The sequence below is a fragment of the Sphingomonas sp. Ant20 genome (assembly GCF_000783375.1).
In the GTDB taxonomy this organism is placed as follows: Bacteria; Pseudomonadota; Alphaproteobacteria; order Sphingomonadales; family Sphingomonadaceae; genus Sphingomonas; species Sphingomonas aerolata.
In genome coordinates, this window is the sequence record NZ_JRVI01000012.1 from 28777 (window position 1) to 45060 (window position 16284).

Consider the following 16284-nt stretch of genomic DNA (forward strand, 5'->3'; position numbering starts at 1 on the left):
CACCCTTCGAAGGTCGTTCCTACCATCATGGCTGAGATTAGCGGGGCTTGGGCTCGTCGCCAGCGGCTGGCCGCGCCGGCTGTCGGTGTTCAAGCGCCCGCCCTGCCCGAGCCTGACCGCTGTACGCCGGCAGAGGCGGCCGAGATAATCGAGCGCTTCAAGATTGGCCGCGGCGCGGGCCCGGTTCGCGACGCATCGCGGCCGGTACCAGTGCCCGGCGCCTCCGGCGCGCCCAGCCGCAAGCCGACCTGCGCGGATTACATCCGCCTCTTCGGCATCGATCCCGGCGAGTCCTACGACCAGCAGGCTGCGGCATGACACATACCTATAAGAGCGAGGGTTGAGACGATGGGGCGGGGAAACGATTGGTGCATCCTTCGAACAAGAGCGTCGCGCACGCTGCCGCTGGTCGCCTCTCTTGAGGCGGCCGGCTTCGACGTATGGAGCCCAGTGCAGACGCTGACTCGCCGCCGCGGGCGGACGCGCGAGCGGGTGGAGTACGCGGCGCCGATAATGCCCACGTTCGTGTTCGCACGCGCAATTCACCGTGATGAATTACTGCGGCTGGCCTCCCTGCCTTTCAGCGACCACCCTGGGTTCTCAGTTTTTCGGCACCTTGGCGGCATACCGCTGATCAGCGACGCGGAAGTCGCCGGTGCGCGCAGAATCGAAGACCGGTGCAAGCGCGCGGCGAAGCAGGGGCAGCGCCAAGCATTTGCCGTGGGGCAGCAAGTGCGAGTTACCGAAGGTGCAGCAGCGGGCCTGTTCGGCGAAGTTGTCCAAGATGGGGATGGCAAATTTGTGCTCGTCGCGTTCGCGGGCATCAATCTGAAGATCGGGTCTTGGCTACTGGGAACAGATGCGGTACAGGATCGGGCAGACGCTGCTTGAGCAGCTGCAACGAGCGCAGAGGTATCCTCCCCGTTGCCCCCAACCGATACGCGGGTGGGAAATGCGAAGCTATGGGGATTGGGGTGACTGGCGAGATAGGCCTCTTCGCTCTTATCCAAGGCCTTGCCGATTTTAACCGAAGCGGTGTGTACTTCCTCTATCGGGAAGGTGTCGTCGTTTATGTTGGCCAAGCGGTCAACGTCAGACGGCGGGTCGCTGATCACATCGGTGAAGGGGTCAAAGACTTCGACGCCGTCTCTTTTATTCCTTTCGCTCCAGACAAGCTGCTGGCGGCCGAAGCGCGATATATTCGTCGTCTGCGACCCGCCCTTAACAAGGCGCTCAACTCCGCGGCGGCCGGGTGGACTTTGTTCGGTTCGTTCTCGCCGTCTGAGCCTCTCACGAAGAGCGCTTTATCGGCGAGCGAAGCAGCGGCTCGGCTGGGCGTTCCAGTCGAGCAGGTGCTGAGTTTATGGCACGCGAATGGCTATCGGCCCAAACGCTTTGGGCGCTCTAAGAGTCGAGGCTTTTGCCCGATAGACTGCGACGAGCTAGCACAGAAGCTAGTGGCTGCAAGGCCCACGGAGGTTGACGATGGCGGCACCGCAATTGCGGCTCACCACAGCTGACCATGTCGAGGCGATCGGCATGCGCCTACTTCGGATCTCCAGAAATGTGCGCAGTTCATCGCGCCATCATGGTCGCAGCGATCCACTTATCGAGGATGTCGAGCAACCGGCGCAGAACCTTCGAGAGCGCGTTGGCTAGCCACCCTCGTCCTCTCACTCTGGAGCTATGCACCGAGCGATTGTCTTACGGTATGGTCAGACGCGACGTTACTTTGTGCGTTGATGTGGTCTATGCTTGGTGGCCCACTACGCTCAGGAACTTTATATGAAGAACGTCGTCAGTCTGGTTCTAGCATCCATCTTAGTTGCCGCTCCGGCGCACGCGCAGACGGTGAACGACGATGTCCGGTGCCTGGTTGTAACCAGTGCCGTCGGCGAGCAGGCCGAGAACGAGCCAACGCGGAAGGTCGCGAATTTGACGGCGGCGTTCTATATGGGGCGGCTGGATGGACGGGTTCCCGCAACTGTTGCTGCAGCCCTCAAGTCTCAACCGGCTGTCGCTGGAACCGCCGCGCTGGGAATTTTCAAAGCCTGCGCTGCGAGGGCACAGGGCGCACAGGCGCGCTTGCGCGCAGAATCTCGGTGATTTGACGGCACCAAGTAATTGAGCGTGAGATGAGACGCGGAATGGGAGGAGCAGTGTGAGACGCCCTCATGCCCTTACGCAGGAGCCATGCTGCGAGCGATTGTCCCACTGTATGGCGTAAGTCGCATGCTCTCTAAGCGGTTATCAGTACTCAGGGGACTGGCTCTCCAATCCCCTGAGTGGCGGTTTTATCGGGACCTTGTAGCGGATCCGTGATCTGAATAGGCGACTGTATTGTCGCCGACGATGTTGAATAAGCCGTGGTCATTATCTGCGACATGATCGTCAGGCCATGGTGATTGTTCCGAGCCGTGATCGCTATTAGCTTCGCTGGGGCAACGCGCTGATGGCCTATCCCTTTTACGCTCGTACGTACTCAGCATCTTAACTCTCCATTGCTCAACCTCGAGTCGGGTCGTTGTTTGATTGGGAGCCTTGCTTAGAGCGCCGTCAAGTCCCCTCCGGCAAATCTCATAGCTTAACAGCTCGCAAAATCTTGCTGCCAACACGGAAAGCGTCGTGCTGTGTCCCTATTAATCAGAGCAACGTCGCTGAATGTCCCAAGGGCGGGAGATGGCATGGCATTAACTACCCGACCTTCTACAGCTGACCGCGTTGACGCTATCGGCATGCGCGTGCTTCGGATTGCCGAGGAGATGTCGAGCGGGTCGCGCCATCAGGGGCGCAGCGAGCGCCTAATCGAGCAGGCCGAGCAAGCCGCGATCGACCTGCGCGCCGCTGTCCGCGGTCGCTAACTCACTTCCAGGAGAGCTTCTATGAGCACCTTACAACAGGGTGATGACGCTGCTGCGGCTGTTGCCGTCGCACCCCGCGTCACGCTGGCCTCGATCGAGGCGAAGATCGCTCGTGAGGAATACGCCGTGTTCGGCGATGTTCTGACCGTGTGCGTGCTTCACACCGTCAACGGCTTTACGGTCACCGGTGAGAGCGCATGCGCTTCGCCTGAGAACTTCAATGCCGAGCTGGGTCAGAAGTTCGCTCGCGAGCGCGCGATCGCCAAGCTCTGGGGCTTCGAGGGCTACCTACTGCGCGAGCAGCTTTACGCCGCAGCTACCGTTTAAGGTCAGGGAGTTGGGCAAGCTCAAGGCTTTGCCGAACCGCCTCACCTCGCTGCGGCCAGGGCTTGGTTCGTTGCCGCCTGTCGAGCGCACCCGCGACGAGGACCGCATGCTGCACGCGCCTTGGCGCAAGCTCTACAAGACGGCGCGCTGGCGTGCCCTGCGCATGGTCATCCTGACGCGTGACATGTTCACGTGTCAGTGGCCTAGCTGCGGACTGATGACCGCGGACACGTCGCAGCTGGTCGTCGACCACAAGCGGCCGCACCGCGGTGACGAGGCGTTGTTCTGGGACGAGCGCAACCTGCAATGCCTGTGCGCGCCCTGCCATAACAGCCGCAAGCAGCGCGCTGAGCGCGCCCAACGACACTGACCACGCCGCCCCACCCCCGGGGGGGAGGGTCTGACCATCGGTAGGGCGCGCCCTGCTGGACCCCATAGGCTCTCACGCGCAGATTTTTTCCCCCTCACGTTTTGAGGTGCGTACTTTTCGGCCGGAGGTGCCGCGTCATGGCAACCCGAAAATCATCTTTCGACTGGACGCGCATCGAGCTTGAATACTTGGCCGGCGAAGATTCCATTCGAGAAATAGCTGACCGGCACGCAATTTCGGAAGGCGCTATTCGGAAGCGCGCCAAGGCCGAAAAGTGGGTTCGAGTGGTACGCAGGGTACGCAAAGTGCGTACTTCGACGCCTCCGCAGTCTACGCCGCCAGTCGAGCGCGAACGCGAGCCGGTACCGGATGCTGCCGCCATCGCCGAACGTGGACGCGGGTTGGTGTCGCGTATGCTGGATGAGCTGGAGGCGACGACAACGCATGCCGGCGAACTCGAGGAGATGATCGAGGAGATCACCGCTGACGATCGCGATGGCCGTCGCCGCGATGGCATGCTCGGCGCGATCAGCCTTGGTGGCCGGGCGAAGACCCTGAAGGAACTCGCCACCGCGTTTAAGACAATCAATGAGGCTTCCGCGCCGCAGGGCAAAAAGGCGGCGGCGCAGGATCGCGCACGAGAGGTGGCGGGCGGTAGCCGGTTCCGGCCCGTCGGGACGCCAGCCCTCAGTGTGGTGAAGCCGTAAGTTGGCCCAGCCAACCTGGTCGACCGCATGCTTGGATTGGAAGCGTCGGATCTGCGAACGACGATCACTGATCCCATTCTCGCCTCTCTTCCCGGCGTCGGCTGAGGCCAAAATGGCCGTTTTCACCTCGCTCAAGATCGTTGACCTGCCTGGGCAGCCGACGTTCGGTGAGGCAAGCGACGAATGGCTGCTCGACTTCGCTGCGGCCGTGTTCGGCGCCTTTGACCCTGACACCAATCGGCAGCTGATCACCGAGTACATGTTGCTGATCAGCAAGAAGAATACGAAGTCGACGCTGGCTGCCGGCATCATGCTCACGGAGCTGGCCTGCGGCTTCCGGTCCTACGACGAGAATCTGATCCTGGCGCCGACAAAGGAGGTTGCGGCCAACAGCTTCGCACCGGCCATGGGAATGATCGATGCCGATGAAGAGCTGACGGATCTCCTGAAGCATCAGGAGCACCTGAAGCTCATCACCCACCGCGAGATGAAATCCACGCTCAAGATCGTTGCGGCAGATAGCGGCACGGTGGCGGGCAAGAAGGCCAGCCGCGTGCTGGTGGATGAGCTCTGGCTCTTCGGTGAAATGGCAAACGCCGATTCGATGTTGAAGGAGGCCACCGGCGGCCAGGTGAGCCGCCCCGAAGGGTACACGATCTATCTGACGACGCAGTCGGACAAGCCACCCGCAGGCGTGTTCAAGCAGAAGCTCAACTACTTCCGCGACGTCCGAGATGGAAAGATCGTGGACCCGCGAAAGCTGCCAGTCCTGTACGAATACCCCGAGGAGATGGTCGCGGACGGTGACCACCTGAAGCGCGAAAAATTTCTTCATCACTAACCCGAACATGGGTCGATCGGTCACACAGGACTGGCTTGAGGAGAAGGCGGCCGAGGCTGACCACGGTGAGGATGGGCCTCGCGCTGTATTTTACGCAAAGCACCTGAATGTCGAGATCGGCATCGGCCTGCGTCACGACGCATGGATCGGCTCGCTGTATTGGCAGGGTGCCAAAGCCGAAGCGAGCCTATGGGACGGCTCGTTCGGATCCTTCCTCGATATCTGCGAAGCCGTAGTTGCCGGAATCGATGGTGGCGGCCTCGACGATCTGCTCGGCCTGGCACTGCTGGGTCGGCACAAGGTGACGAAGCAGTGGATCCTTTGGTGCAAGGCTTGGGCGCAGCAGGACGTTTTCGATCGTCGGAAGGATATTGCTAGCCGGCTCACCGACTTCATCGGTGAGAAGACGCTGGTGCGCTGCGAGGCGCCAACCCAGGATCTGATCGAAGTCGCGGACCTGCTCGAGCAGGTGAAGGACGCCGGGCTTTTCCCTGAGCAAGCAGCGATTGGCCTCGACCCTCAAGGCGTCACCGCGCTGGTCGACGAGCTGGCCGGCCGCGGTTTCACTGCCGAGCAGATGCTCGCCGTCAGCCAGGGTTTCCGGCTTTCGGCCGCTGTCTGGGGCATGGAGCGCAAGCTGAAGGACGGCACGCTGATCCATGGCGGGCAAGAACTCATGGCTTGGTGCGTCGGCAACGCGAAAGCCGAGCAGCGCGGAAACGCGGTGCTCATCACGAAACAGGTCGCCGGCAAGGCGAAGATCGATCCCCTCGTCGCCGCCTTCAACGCGGTGATGCTGATGACCCGCAACCCGGAAGCCGCAGGCGCCGGGCTGCAGGTCATGTTCCTCTGAAAGGCCTCCTCATGCAGAACCGCGCATTCAGTGTGCTGACCATCAAGTCGGCTGACGACGACGCCCGCATCATCCGGGGCATTGCGACGTCGCCCAGCGTTGACCGCGTCGGCGACATCATCGAGCCGCTGGGCGTCAAGTTCGCCAATCCGATTTCACTGCTGTGGCAGCATAAGCATGATCAACCGATCGGCAGCGTGACCTTCGAGAAGCCGACCGCCAAGGGGATCGTGTTCGAGGCTACGGTTGCCAAGCTGGATGAGCCCGGCACGCTGAAGGACCGCCTCGACGAGGCGTGGCACTCGATTAAGCTCGGCCTCGTCCGTGCGGTTAGCATCGGCTTCCGGCCAATCGAGTACAGCTACATGGACAACGGTGGCATCCGGTACACGGAGACCGAGGTTTACGAGCTGTCCGCGGTCACGATCCCCGCGAACAGCGATGCCATCATCAGCCAGATCAAGTCGATCGACGCCGCCCTGCGCAAGGAAGCCGGCGTTCCCGACCCCGAGATTCCCGCCAACCCAGAACCTGCCGCGGTCGGCAAATCGGTTCGCGTGGTGAAGCTGGATGACCCCGCCCGCGACCGGGCGAAGCCATTCGTCATCAACACCATTCGAAGGATTTGAAGTGACCAAATTTGCCGAGCAGATCGCCGCGTATGAGGCGAAGCGCGCCTCGGTCGTGGGCGCCATGGACGCGATCATGACCAAGGCCGCCACCGATGGCGCCACCCTCGACGCTTCGCAGTCGGAGGAATATGACGGCCATTCCGCCGACATCGTCGCGATCGACAAGCACCTCGATCGGCTGCGCACCGCCGAGCGCACTATCGCCAAAACGGCAAAGCCAATCGAGGACGTGCGCGATCCCTCGGCCGCAGCCGCGCAGCGCGGCGGCGTGACCCAGGTCAAGGCGCAGCCCAAGCTCGCTCCCGGCATCGCCTTCGCGCGCTATGCCAAGGCCCGCGCCGTCTCGCGCCTCGATAACGAGCCGGTGATGACCATCGCCGAGCGCATGTACGGTCCGGACAGCGACGTCGTCGGCACCATCAAGGCAGCCGTCGCGGCCGGTTCAAACCAGCCCGGTAGCTGGGCAGCGGCCCTGCACAGCCCGGAAGGCGCTGCGTTCGTCGACTTCGCCGAGTTCCTCCGTCCGGCGACGATCCTCGGCAAGTTCGGCACCGGCATCATCCCGTCGCTGCGGAAGATCGGCTTCGACGAGCCCGTCATCCTTCAGACCGGCGGCGGCGAGGGCTACTGGGTCGGCGAGGGCAAGCCGAAGCCGCTGACGTCGTTCGACTTCACGCGCAGCGTGCTCGGCCGCCTCAAGGTTGCCAACATCGCCGTCCTCACCGAGGAGAACGTGCGCAGCTCGAACCCGAGTTCTGAAGCGATCGTGCGCGACGCGCTCAAGGCCGCGCTGCTCGAGACGCAGGATCTGGCGTTCATCAATCCGACCAACGCCGGTGTCGATACCGTTCGCCCGGCATCGGTCACGAACGGCGCGACCGCGGTGGCATCGTCGGGCCGTGATGCCGATGCAGTGCGCGCCGATGCGCGCGCAGCGATGGCGGCGTTCATCGCGGCGAACAACTCGCTGACGACCGGCGTCTGGATCATGTCGGCAACCAATGCGCTCGGCCTGTCGATGATGAGCAATGCCCTTGGGCAGAAGGAATTCGCCGGCATGACCATGCTCGGCGGTACCTTCGAGGGCCTGCCGGTCATCGTGTCGGAATATGCCGGGCAGACCGTCGCGCTCGTCAATGCGGCCGATATCTACGAGGCCGACGAGGGCGATATCGCGGTTGATATGAGCCGCGAAGCATCGCTCGAGATGAAGGATAGCGCCCTTCAGCAGGACGGCCTCGCCGGTACCGGCACGCAGCTGGTGTCGCTGTGGCAGAACAACCTGGTCGGCCTGCGCGCCGAGCGCACCATCAACTGGCGCCGTCGCCGCACAACCGCGGTCGCGTACCTGACGGGCGTCCGCTGGGGCGAACCGGTGGCCGCAGGCGCATAAGCCACCAGTGAGTCAGACGGATCGGCGGGCAGCAATCCTGCCCGCCGATCAACTGAGGAGACACCTATGCCTCACCTTATCGCCACCCGCGACATGAGGTACGCGACCCGCGCGCTTCAGGCGGGCGACCCATTCCAGGCGAGCAACCAAGACGCCCGCATCCTGATTGCGATCAAGAAGGCGCGCCCAGCTGACGCGTCGGCAGATCCGTCCGCCGCGGCACCGACGCTCGATGAGCTGCGTGACAAGGCCGCCAAGCTCGGCATCACCGTCAGCACCCGCTGGGGCGACAAGCGCCTGCTCGAAGAGATCGCCAAGGTCGCGAGCGCCTGATGCGGATCCTCGGCCGGGAGTTCGGGCGCTCCCGGCAGATCACCATCGGGCAGGCCGAACCCGAAACTGAAGGCGGCCTGCCCATCATTCGCGAGAAGGCGGCACGCATCGTCAGCACGCCGTCGGGCCCTTGGATGCCGATCGTTCGTGAAAGCTTCAGCGGCGCGTGGCAGCAGAACGTCGAGGTCAACCAGACCGCCGTGCTGGCCTTCCACGCCGTCTTCTCGTGCATGACGCTCATTGCGTCGGACATCTCGAAGCTGCGCGTCAAGCTGGTCAGCCAGGACACGCATGGCATCTGGGCCGAAACCACCCGCCCCGCCTATTCGCCAGTGCTGCGCAAGCCCAACAGCTTCCAGACCCGGATCCAGTTCTTCGAATCGTGGTTCCTGTCGAAGCTCAGCAGCGGCAACACCTATGTCCTCAAGCGCCGCGACGCGCGCAACGTTGTGATCGCGCTCTACGTGCTCGACCCTCACCGGGTGAAGCCGCTGGTCGCCGACGACGGCAGCATCTTCTACGAGTTGCAGCAGGACGATATTTCGGAGATCGCTGGCCCGATGGTCGTGCCGGCCCGCGAGATCATCCACGACCGGTTCAACTGCCTGTTCCACCCGCTGGTCGGCGTATCGCCGATCTATGCGAACGGCCTCGCGGCGACGCAGGGCCTGCGCATCCAGGACAATTCAGCGGTCTTCTTCGGCAACCAGTCGCGCCCCGGCGGCCTGCTGTCGGCGCCGGGCAAGATTAGCAAGGAATCCTCGGAAGAGCTTAAGGCCAACTGGTACGACTATTACGGCGGCAAAAACTCCGGCCGCGTCGCCGTGCTCGGCGATGGCCTGAAATATGAGCACATGGCCGTCACCGCCAAGGATGCCGAGCTGATCGACCAGCTGAAGTGGACCGCCGAGGTGGTCTGCTCCACGTTCCATGTGCCGCCCTACAAGCTGGGTATCGGCAACCTGCCGACGAACAGCAACGTCGAGAGCCTCAACCTCGAATATTATACCCAGGCGCTGCAATCGCTGATCGAGGCCGCCGAGCTATGCCTCGATGAGGGACTCGGCATCGGCGAAGGCATGGGCATCGGCACCGAGTTCGACCTCGACGGCCTGCTGCGCATGGACACCAAGGCGCTGATCGAAGCCGAAGCGCTGGCCACCGGGGCTGGGATCAAGAAAATTGACGAAGCGCGTCGGCGGCTCGACCTCGGGCCGATCCCCGGCGGCGACACGCCGTACTTACAAGAGCAAAATTACAGCTTGGCGGCGCTAGCGAAACGCGACGCGCGAGAAGATCCGTGGGCGAAGGGTCAAGGCGATACGACGCCTGCGGCGGCGCCTCCGGCTGATCCCGCAGAAGTTGCTGAGCAATCGCGCGCGACCGCCGCCCTGTACAAAGAATATTGCCGGGAGTTGCTGAATGCTTGATGCCAAAGCGATGGCCGAGGCCACAGCAATCATTGTCCGTGAAGCTGTCGACAAGGCTACCACGCCGCTGCTCGCCCGCCTTGCAATTGTCGAGGCACGGGATGCGTCGCCGGATGAAGCAAGCATTCGGCAAATGATTGACGATGCGATCGCCGCCCTGCCCTCGCCGCGCGACGGCACCAGCGTCACGGTCGCCGACGTTGAGCCCCTTGTCGCCGCGGCCGTTGCGCGGGCTGTCGGCGATCTGCCCCCTGCCAAGGATGGCGTCAGCGTCACGCTGGACGACATGAAGCCGCTAATTACTGTCGAGGCCGAGCGGGCCGTTGCCGCGCTACCGCCGGTCGACGTCATTCCGCCGGTTGAGGCGGCAGTCGCTGCTGCGATCGCCGCGCTGCCTGCGCCGGCCGATGGCAAGAGCGTCACGCTTGACGACGTGAAGCCGCTGATCGCTGCCGAGACGGAACGAGCTGTAGCGGCACTGCCGCTGCCCGACTTGGTCGCACCGGTCGAGACCGCTGTTGCTGCGGCAGTGGCGGCGCTGCCGCCCGCGATCGATGGCAAGAGCGTCACGCTCGACGATGTGCGCCCACTGATTGCTCAGGAAGCGGAGCGCGCTGTCGCCGCACTGCCCCCGGTCGACGTCATCGCGCCGGTCGAGGCGGCGGTCGCGGCCGCAGTCTCGGCGCTACCGGTGCCGGTTGATGGTAAGAGCGTCACGGTCGCTGATGTCGAGCCGATCATCGCTGGGGCCGTAGCATCCGCAGTCGCGGCGCTGCCACCCCCTGCCGATGGCAAGAGCGTCACGATCGCCGACGTCGAGCCGATCATCGCATCGGCCGTCGAGCGCGCTGTTGCTGCGCTACCTGTTGCGAAGGACGGCGTCGGCCTTGCTGGCGCGATGATCGACCGCACGGGTGCGCTGGTCGTGACACTGAGCGACGGCAAGATGTGCCCGCTTGGGCGCGTAGATGGGAAGGACGGCGACCCCGGCTTGGGCTTCGACGATATGTCGATCGAGCAGACCGGGGAGCGCCAGGCGACCCTGAAGTTCGTGCGCGGTGAGCAGGTGAAGACCTTCGACCTCAGTGTGCCAGCAGTGATCGACCGTGGCGTGTTCAAGGAAGGCCAAGCCTATACGCTGGGCGACGCTGTCACCTTCGGCGGTTCGCTCTGGATCGCGCAGAAGGATACCGGCGACAAGCCGGACGGCCCTGACACCGGCTGGCGGCTTGCGGTGAAGAAAGGGCGCGATGGGCGCGATCTCACCCGTGGCTGAGCTCGTCACCCTCGCGGATGTGAAAACGCACCTTCGTCTAGGCTCGTCTGATCGTGAGGACGCTTATCTCGGCATTCTCATCGCGGCAGCTGTTAGAGCGATTGACGGCGCAACAGGGTGCGACTTCGCCACTGACGTGTCGCCGACGGCGTTGCGCGGTCGCGCCGTTGCCGCACAGGCAGTGCTGCTGCTCGTCGGACAATGGTACGCCAATCGCGAGGCGGCGGGGCAGAACCTGACGGAATTGCCGCTGGCGATCACCTTCCTAATCGCTCCCCTGCGCAAGTTCGTCGTATGACCCAGCTCACTGCCGGCGAATTGCCCGACTTCATCCGCATCGAGCGCCCCGTAGCCGATGACAGCCTCGACGGCGCCGGGTCAGGCAACTGGGTGCTGGTCGACGAGGTCTGGGCCGGCGTCGTCGACATGCTGCCGAGCCGTGGTGAAAAGCTCGCCGGAGGGATCAACGTGGCAGCGCGTCCAGCACGGGTGCGTATGCGGGCGCGCGACGATGTGACGCCTGACATGCGCTTCGTGATGGATGGGCGCATCATGCAGATCGTCGCCGGGCCAGCACTGATCCGCCAACGCTCGGGCATCGAGTTCATGGTCGAGGACTATACCTCGGCGGGCAACGCGGCCTAATGCCGAGCGTCAAAGGTCAGGCAGAGGTCGACCGTTTCATCGCCGGCCTGCCTGCGCAGATTGAAGCCAAGCTGCTGCGCGGCGCGGCGCGCGCCGGCGGCAGGGTGTTGCTTGACGAGACGAAGAGCCGCTCCCCGGCAGCCGAGGTGACCGAGGCGCTTACGCTGCGCACCAACAGCGAGCCGGGGCGGATTGTGGTCAAGGTCAGCGTCAAAGGTCACTGGCCTCGTTCGCTCGCGATCTGGGCAGAATACGGCACAGACCCGCATTTCATCACGGTCGATGACAGCCAGCGAGAGGGCAAGAGCGTCCGCCGCATCAATGAAACCGGCGGCGGGTCGTTGCGAATTGGCGGCAGCTTTGTCGGCAAGACGGTCCACCACCCTGGCGCCAAAGCCAACCCGTTCATGCGTCCCTCGCTCGATCTCAGCGCCGCAGCCGCCCGTGCCGCGATGCAGACTTACGTCAATGCCCGCGTCACCCGCGGCGGCATCATCGGCAGCGACGAACCGGAAGGGACCGACGAATGAGCGGTGTCGAGATCGTCGGTGACCTGCTGCGCGCTTACGAGCCGCTGACCGAGCTGATGGAGCCAACAAGCATCAAGGCCGGCAAGCTTCCCGATAACGTGGTGCTACCCGCCATTCTGATCCGCAGCGTGACCCTGGTCGATCGCCAACGCCTGAAGCGGGAGCCGCTCGTCCGTTCCGTCGAGCGCGTGTCCGTGGCGGTGCGGGCGGCGAACTATCGAGATCAGAAGGCCGCAATCAAGCTCATCCGGCAATGCTGCCGGGACGTGATCGGCGATCTTTCGGGCTGTTTTCGTGTCTCGATCTTCACCGCTGGGACCGGCCCTGATGTCGGCGGTCCGGCGAACAGCTTCGAGCAGACCCAAGACTTCCGCGTCAGCTTCGACGCGGCAGCGTGAGAGAAAAGGAACCTACCATGTCCGACACCAAGCCCAAGACGATCCGCGCCAAGGCGACCCGCGATTTCATCGACGCTGGCACCGAGCGGCGCTTCGACGCTGGCAAGGCGCACGATTTCACCGAGGGCGAGTTCGTCAACTTCGCAGCCGCTGGGCTGGTCGAGGCCGTCGACACTGCCGCTGACCCGAAGGCCAAGACCGCCGCCTAACCCGCGTGCCCGCCGCCCAGCGGGCGCCACCCCGCCGGCCCTGCCGGTATTAAATCACGAGGATCATCACCATGGGTTCACAGACCGCCGCAGGCTCGTCGCTTGCGATCTCCGTTACGTCGCCGGCGACTGCCGACGCCACTGGCTACGCCGCCCTGACCTTCACCGATGTTGGTCAGGTCGAAAAGCTCGGCTCGATCGGCGCCAGCTTCGCCAAGGTCGAATTCCAGCCGCTCAAGGGTGCAAAACAGAAGTTCAAGGGCTCGGCCGACTATGGCGCTCTGCAGCCATCGATGGCGCTCGACAGCTCCGACGCCGGCCAGGCGATCATGCAGACGTCGGCCGATGACGAGAGCCAGAAGCTCTATTCGTTCCGCGTGACCTATCCGGACGGTGCCAAGCGCTACTTCGGCGGCCGCAACTTCGGCATGCCGGAAACCGCCGACGGTGCCGACAGCATGCTGACCGGCGCTCCGACGATCGAGATCTGCACCAAGATCGTCAAGGTTGCTGCGCCGACCACCTGATTCCTTTCCTGCCCGGCGCCGCGACGCCGGTCCTTATGCGCCAGATCGGCCCGTCGTCGCGGGTCGCGAGCCGGGCTGGCGCACCATCCTCCCGCGAAGGAATACCACGTGACCAAGCTGCTCAATATCGCCTCGCTGGCCATTGCCGCGACCGCCGCCCTGCACGTCAAGGGCCCCACCGGCGAACCGCTTTATGCCGACGAGGCTGGCAAGCTCCCCATCCGCATCCATCTCCACGGCCCCGGCAGCCGCCCCTATGGCGCTGTCGAATCACGCCAATCCGCGCGCGCGCTGAAGCGCATGCAGGACAACGATGGCAAGATCACCGCGGCGACCCAGGAAGAGCGCATCGCCGAGACGGCCGAAGACCTCGCCGCGATCACCGTGTCGTTCGAGAACTTCGACTATCAGCCCGAAGGGGCCAGTCTCACTGGGCAGGACATGTTCCGCGCCGCATATGCCGATCAAGGTATTGGCTACATCACCCGCCAGGTGGCGAAGTTCGTCGCCGATTGGGGAAACTTCAAGGCCGCATCGAAAGCGGCCTGACCCTCTATATCCGGCATATGGCGTGGCTTCAGGCCACGCCAAAGCCGGACCCTCGATCACGGCGAGCCAAGTTCGTAGAGGACTCTCCCGTTCCCCCGGCTCAGTCGGATCGAGAAGATGAAGCGCGACAAGATCGTGCCACCTATGCCGCCCAATCCGGCGCCGCACATCACCGACCGGCTGATCGAGATGGGCCTGACCCAAGCGGCCGGCATGGGCGCCGTGCCGCTATCGTGGATCGAGATCAATGCGTGGTGCGAACGTACCGCCGTTGACCTTGAGCCATGGGAGGCGCGGCTGATCCGCCGCCTCTCGGCTGCCTACCTCGCCGAGAGCCACAAGGCCGACGTCGAAACCTGTCCGCCTCCATGGCGCGCAGCGGTGACCGCACGTGAGCGTGAGATCGAAGAAGCCAAGCTCCGCGCCGTGCTGGGCTGATCCTCGAAAGGAGGCCGCGATGATTGACGACGACGGCGCGGCCTCCCTCGAGGTTGGCTTCATCCTCAATACCGAAGGCGCGTTCGCCGAGCTGCTGCGCTTCGGCCAGATGTTCAGCTCCGAGACTCAGGACTTCATTCGCAACTCGGCGCGTATTGAAGCCGCGGCGGGTGGGATCAAGCTTGCCGGCGCCACCAGCGCAGTTGCCAATTTCGGCGCAGCGGCAACCCGCGAGGGTGCCAGCGCGGCGCGCGAGTTCGCCCGGGTCGAGAAGGCAGGCGAGGCGATGGCACGCCAGCTCGAGCGTCAAAACAGCGTTTTCGGCAAAACACGCGAGGAGGTGCGTAGCGCATCAGCCGAGTTCAAAGCGTTCGCAGCTGAGCAGCAGGGACTGACTGAGCTTGCCGGGCGGATCCGCAGCGAAGAGCTGGCCTTGGTCACCGCGACCAACCAGGCCGCGGCTGCGGCGAATGCTCAGGCGGAAGCCCTGCGGCAAGCCGCGTATGCCCACCAGATGTTCGAGGCCCGCGTGCGTGCCGGCGTAGTGGCGCTGCGCGAGGAAGAGGCAGCCAGCCTTGCTGCGGCTGCAGCGCTCGATGCGCAGGCCCGTCGTCAGGCCGCGCTCGGCAGCGCGATGTTCGAGGCGCGCGCCAAGCAGGGCATGCGCGACTATAACGAGCAGCAGGCAGCTGCAGAGATTGCGCAGCGTGAAGCCAATGCAGCGGCGATGCGCCTCGAGGGGTTGGCGGCTGAGCAGCTTGCGCGCGAGCATGGCCAGCTGGCGTCGGCCGTGCGCGCGTCGCACGATGCTCAGGTCGCCGATGCGGCCGCGGCCGAGCAGCTGCGCATGTCGACCGATCCCCTCTATGCGTTGACGAAGAAACTGAACGCTGAGATCGCGGAGTCGACGCGCCTCTATCACGCCGGAGCAACCGCACCCGCCGAATATGCGCGCCAGCAGGAAGTGCTGACCGGACGCTGCGGCAAAGCGCGCAGGCGCAGGACGACATGGACCGCGTCGCTCGCAAGGGCAAAGGCACCCTGACGCAGCTTTCGTTCCAGCTGAACGACGTCGCCACCATGGCGGCGATGGGCGCAGCGCCGTTCCAGATCTTCGCCAGCCAGGCGGGCCAGATCTTTCAGGTCGCGCAGATGGCTGAAGGCGGCGTGAAGGGCTTTGCCGCCGAGATGGGCGGCCTCGCCGTCGCGTTCCTCCCTGCGATCGCGGTTGCGTCCGTCGCCGGCGTCGCGCTCTACCGGTGGAAGGAGCAGATCAACGAAGACGCCGGCATGAAGAAGTTCGCCGAGGGTCTCGGGCTGACGTCCAAGGAGATGAAGAAGCTTGGCGATCAGTCGATCACGACCGGCGACATGGTTGCCGGCGTATGGAAGACGATCACCGACGGCCTCAACCTGGGCGGGTCGGGCAAGTCGCTCATGGACTATCTGTTCTCACCGAACGACGCGCAGCAGGTGCAGGGCTTCCTGGCGTCGATCTATGGCACATTCACCGGCACCTATGCGGCGATCGTCGAGCTGTGGAGCAGCATCTCGACGTCGGTGTCGGCCTATGTCTCGGCCGCAGCCACGGCCGTCGCGCAGTTCTTCGCCCCCGTTGTCGCCGCGGCCCAGTGGGCCGGCAACGGCATCGCCCAGATCTTCAACGCCATCTACAATCGCGTCGCCAGCTGGCTGAAGTCGATCGGCAGCGCGATCAGCGACTTCGCCGGTCCGATCCTGAAGGCCATGGGCCAGAGCGACGCCGCCACGGCCGTGACCAGCACCGGCAGCAGCCTCGGCAAGGCGTTCGGCAAGGGCTACGCGCAGGCGCCGGGCAGGTCGTCAACGGGACGAACAGGTTCTTCGCCACGGCTGCCGAGAACATCATCAGCAAGTCGCAGGAGCGGCTGCTGAAGAAGGCCAACGAGATCAAGGCGGATCGCACGCCGAAGAAGGCGCCCGTCG

General features: G+C 64.1%; 25 protein-coding genes. All 25 read left to right on the plus strand.

All coding sequences use genetic code 11. The annotated features are described in order from the left end of the window. Positions 1 to 27 precede the first annotated feature (27 nt). The 25 genes from NI18_RS24935 (at position 28) to NI18_RS03235 (ending at position 16233) form a co-directional block, all read left to right on the plus strand. The gene (locus tag NI18_RS24935) at positions 28 to 318 is read left to right on the plus strand and encodes a hypothetical protein (protein ID WP_157840479.1); all 291 of its coding nucleotides are present in this window, start codon (positions 28 to 30) and stop codon (positions 316 to 318) included. A 30-nt stretch (positions 319 to 348) separates the two neighbouring features. Beyond that, positions 349 to 891 carry a transcription termination/antitermination NusG family protein gene (locus NI18_RS03130; protein ID WP_128082053.1) on the plus strand — a complete coding sequence of 181 codons (543 nt, stop codon included), beginning with the start codon at positions 349 to 351 and terminating at the stop codon, positions 889 to 891. 83 nt (positions 892 to 974) lie between these two features. Further along, complete coding sequence (locus tag NI18_RS03135) at positions 975 to 1520, plus strand: GIY-YIG nuclease family protein (protein ID WP_128082054.1); 546 nt, start codon at positions 975 to 977, stop codon at positions 1518 to 1520. 265 nt (positions 1521 to 1785) lie between these two features. Beyond that, positions 1786 to 2106, plus strand: coding sequence for a hypothetical protein (locus NI18_RS03140; protein WP_128082055.1), 321 nt, complete (start codon positions 1786 to 1788; stop codon positions 2104 to 2106). Positions 2107 to 2735: 629 nt separating this feature from the next. Beyond that, positions 2736 to 2861: a hypothetical protein gene (locus NI18_RS26380; RefSeq protein WP_268893533.1), complete on the plus strand. Its 126-nt coding sequence runs from the start codon at positions 2736 to 2738 to the stop codon at positions 2859 to 2861. 21 nt (positions 2862 to 2882) lie between these two features. Beyond that, positions 2883 to 3188, plus strand: a complete 306-nt coding sequence (locus tag NI18_RS03145; RefSeq protein WP_037528026.1) for a Gp49 family protein — start codon at positions 2883 to 2885, stop codon at positions 3186 to 3188. A gap of 10 nt (positions 3189 to 3198) precedes the next feature. Then, positions 3199 to 3558 carry an HNH endonuclease signature motif containing protein gene (locus NI18_RS03150; RefSeq protein WP_037528028.1) on the plus strand — a complete coding sequence of 120 codons (360 nt, stop codon included), beginning with the start codon at positions 3199 to 3201 and terminating at the stop codon, positions 3556 to 3558. Between the two features lie 137 nt (positions 3559 to 3695). After that, positions 3696 to 4265 carry a hypothetical protein gene (locus NI18_RS26385; protein WP_037528030.1) on the plus strand — a complete coding sequence of 190 codons (570 nt, stop codon included), beginning with the start codon at positions 3696 to 3698 and terminating at the stop codon, positions 4263 to 4265. A 112-nt stretch (positions 4266 to 4377) separates the two neighbouring features. Continuing rightward, positions 4378 to 5106, plus strand: a complete 729-nt coding sequence (locus NI18_RS26390) for a terminase large subunit (protein WP_306286211.1) — start codon at positions 4378 to 4380, stop codon at positions 5104 to 5106. Positions 5107 to 5113: 7 nt separating this feature from the next. Then, the gene (locus NI18_RS26395; RefSeq protein WP_306286212.1) at positions 5114 to 5959 is read left to right on the plus strand and encodes a terminase TerL endonuclease subunit; all 846 of its coding nucleotides are present in this window, start codon (positions 5114 to 5116) and stop codon (positions 5957 to 5959) included. Between the two features lie 11 nt (positions 5960 to 5970). Next, complete coding sequence (locus NI18_RS25475) at positions 5971 to 6588, plus strand: HK97 family phage prohead protease (RefSeq protein ID WP_192070233.1); 618 nt, start codon at positions 5971 to 5973, stop codon at positions 6586 to 6588. 1 nt (position 6589) lies between these two features. Then, positions 6590 to 7984, plus strand: a complete 1395-nt coding sequence (locus NI18_RS03170; protein ID WP_037528032.1) for a phage major capsid protein — start codon at positions 6590 to 6592, stop codon at positions 7982 to 7984. 66 nt (positions 7985 to 8050) lie between these two features. Next, on the plus strand, positions 8051 to 8317 hold the full coding sequence (locus tag NI18_RS03175; protein ID WP_128082056.1) for a hypothetical protein: 267 nt from the start codon (positions 8051 to 8053) through the stop codon (positions 8315 to 8317). After that, positions 8317 to 9747 (plus strand): phage portal protein, encoded by a 1431-nt coding sequence (locus tag NI18_RS03180; protein WP_084215006.1) that lies wholly within the window; start codon positions 8317 to 8319, stop codon positions 9745 to 9747. The genes NI18_RS03175 and NI18_RS03180 overlap by 1 nt, the downstream gene beginning before the upstream one ends. A gap of 133 nt (positions 9748 to 9880) precedes the next feature. Continuing rightward, positions 9881 to 11023, plus strand: coding sequence for a hypothetical protein (locus tag NI18_RS03185; RefSeq protein WP_128082057.1), 1143 nt, complete (start codon positions 9881 to 9883; stop codon positions 11021 to 11023). Further along, positions 11016 to 11321, plus strand: a complete 306-nt coding sequence (locus NI18_RS03190; RefSeq protein WP_052148957.1) for a head-tail connector protein — start codon at positions 11016 to 11018, stop codon at positions 11319 to 11321. The genes NI18_RS03185 and NI18_RS03190 overlap by 8 nt, the downstream gene beginning before the upstream one ends. Continuing rightward, complete coding sequence (locus tag NI18_RS03195; protein ID WP_037528040.1) at positions 11318 to 11668, plus strand: head-tail adaptor protein; 351 nt, start codon at positions 11318 to 11320, stop codon at positions 11666 to 11668. The genes NI18_RS03190 and NI18_RS03195 overlap by 4 nt, the downstream gene beginning before the upstream one ends. Then, the gene (locus tag NI18_RS03200) at positions 11668 to 12198 is read left to right on the plus strand and encodes a hypothetical protein (protein WP_037528042.1); all 531 of its coding nucleotides are present in this window, start codon (positions 11668 to 11670) and stop codon (positions 12196 to 12198) included. Before NI18_RS03195 ends, NI18_RS03200 begins: the two co-directional genes overlap by 1 nt. Continuing rightward, positions 12195 to 12596, plus strand: coding sequence for a hypothetical protein (locus NI18_RS03205; protein WP_037528044.1), 402 nt, complete (start codon positions 12195 to 12197; stop codon positions 12594 to 12596). Before NI18_RS03200 ends, NI18_RS03205 begins: the two co-directional genes overlap by 4 nt. Before the next feature lie 17 nt (positions 12597 to 12613). Next, entirely contained in the window at positions 12614 to 12805 is a 192-nt protein-coding gene (locus NI18_RS03210) for a hypothetical protein (protein ID WP_037528047.1), read from the plus strand. 71 nt (positions 12806 to 12876) lie between these two features. Beyond that, on the plus strand, positions 12877 to 13332 hold the full coding sequence (locus NI18_RS03215) for a hypothetical protein (RefSeq protein ID WP_037528050.1): 456 nt from the start codon (positions 12877 to 12879) through the stop codon (positions 13330 to 13332). A gap of 108 nt (positions 13333 to 13440) precedes the next feature. After that, positions 13441 to 13881: a hypothetical protein gene (locus NI18_RS03220; protein WP_037528052.1), complete on the plus strand. Its 441-nt coding sequence runs from the start codon at positions 13441 to 13443 to the stop codon at positions 13879 to 13881. 117 nt (positions 13882 to 13998) lie between these two features. Then, on the plus strand, positions 13999 to 14319 hold the full coding sequence (locus tag NI18_RS03225) for a hypothetical protein (protein ID WP_037528054.1): 321 nt from the start codon (positions 13999 to 14001) through the stop codon (positions 14317 to 14319). 19 nt (positions 14320 to 14338) lie between these two features. Continuing rightward, complete coding sequence (locus NI18_RS03230) at positions 14339 to 15364, plus strand: hypothetical protein (RefSeq protein ID WP_037528056.1); 1026 nt, start codon at positions 14339 to 14341, stop codon at positions 15362 to 15364. Continuing rightward, the gene (locus NI18_RS03235) at positions 15328 to 16233 is read left to right on the plus strand and encodes a phage tail length tape measure family protein (RefSeq protein WP_037528058.1); all 906 of its coding nucleotides are present in this window, start codon (positions 15328 to 15330) and stop codon (positions 16231 to 16233) included. Before NI18_RS03230 ends, NI18_RS03235 begins: the two co-directional genes overlap by 37 nt. Positions 16234 to 16284 lie beyond the last annotated feature (51 nt).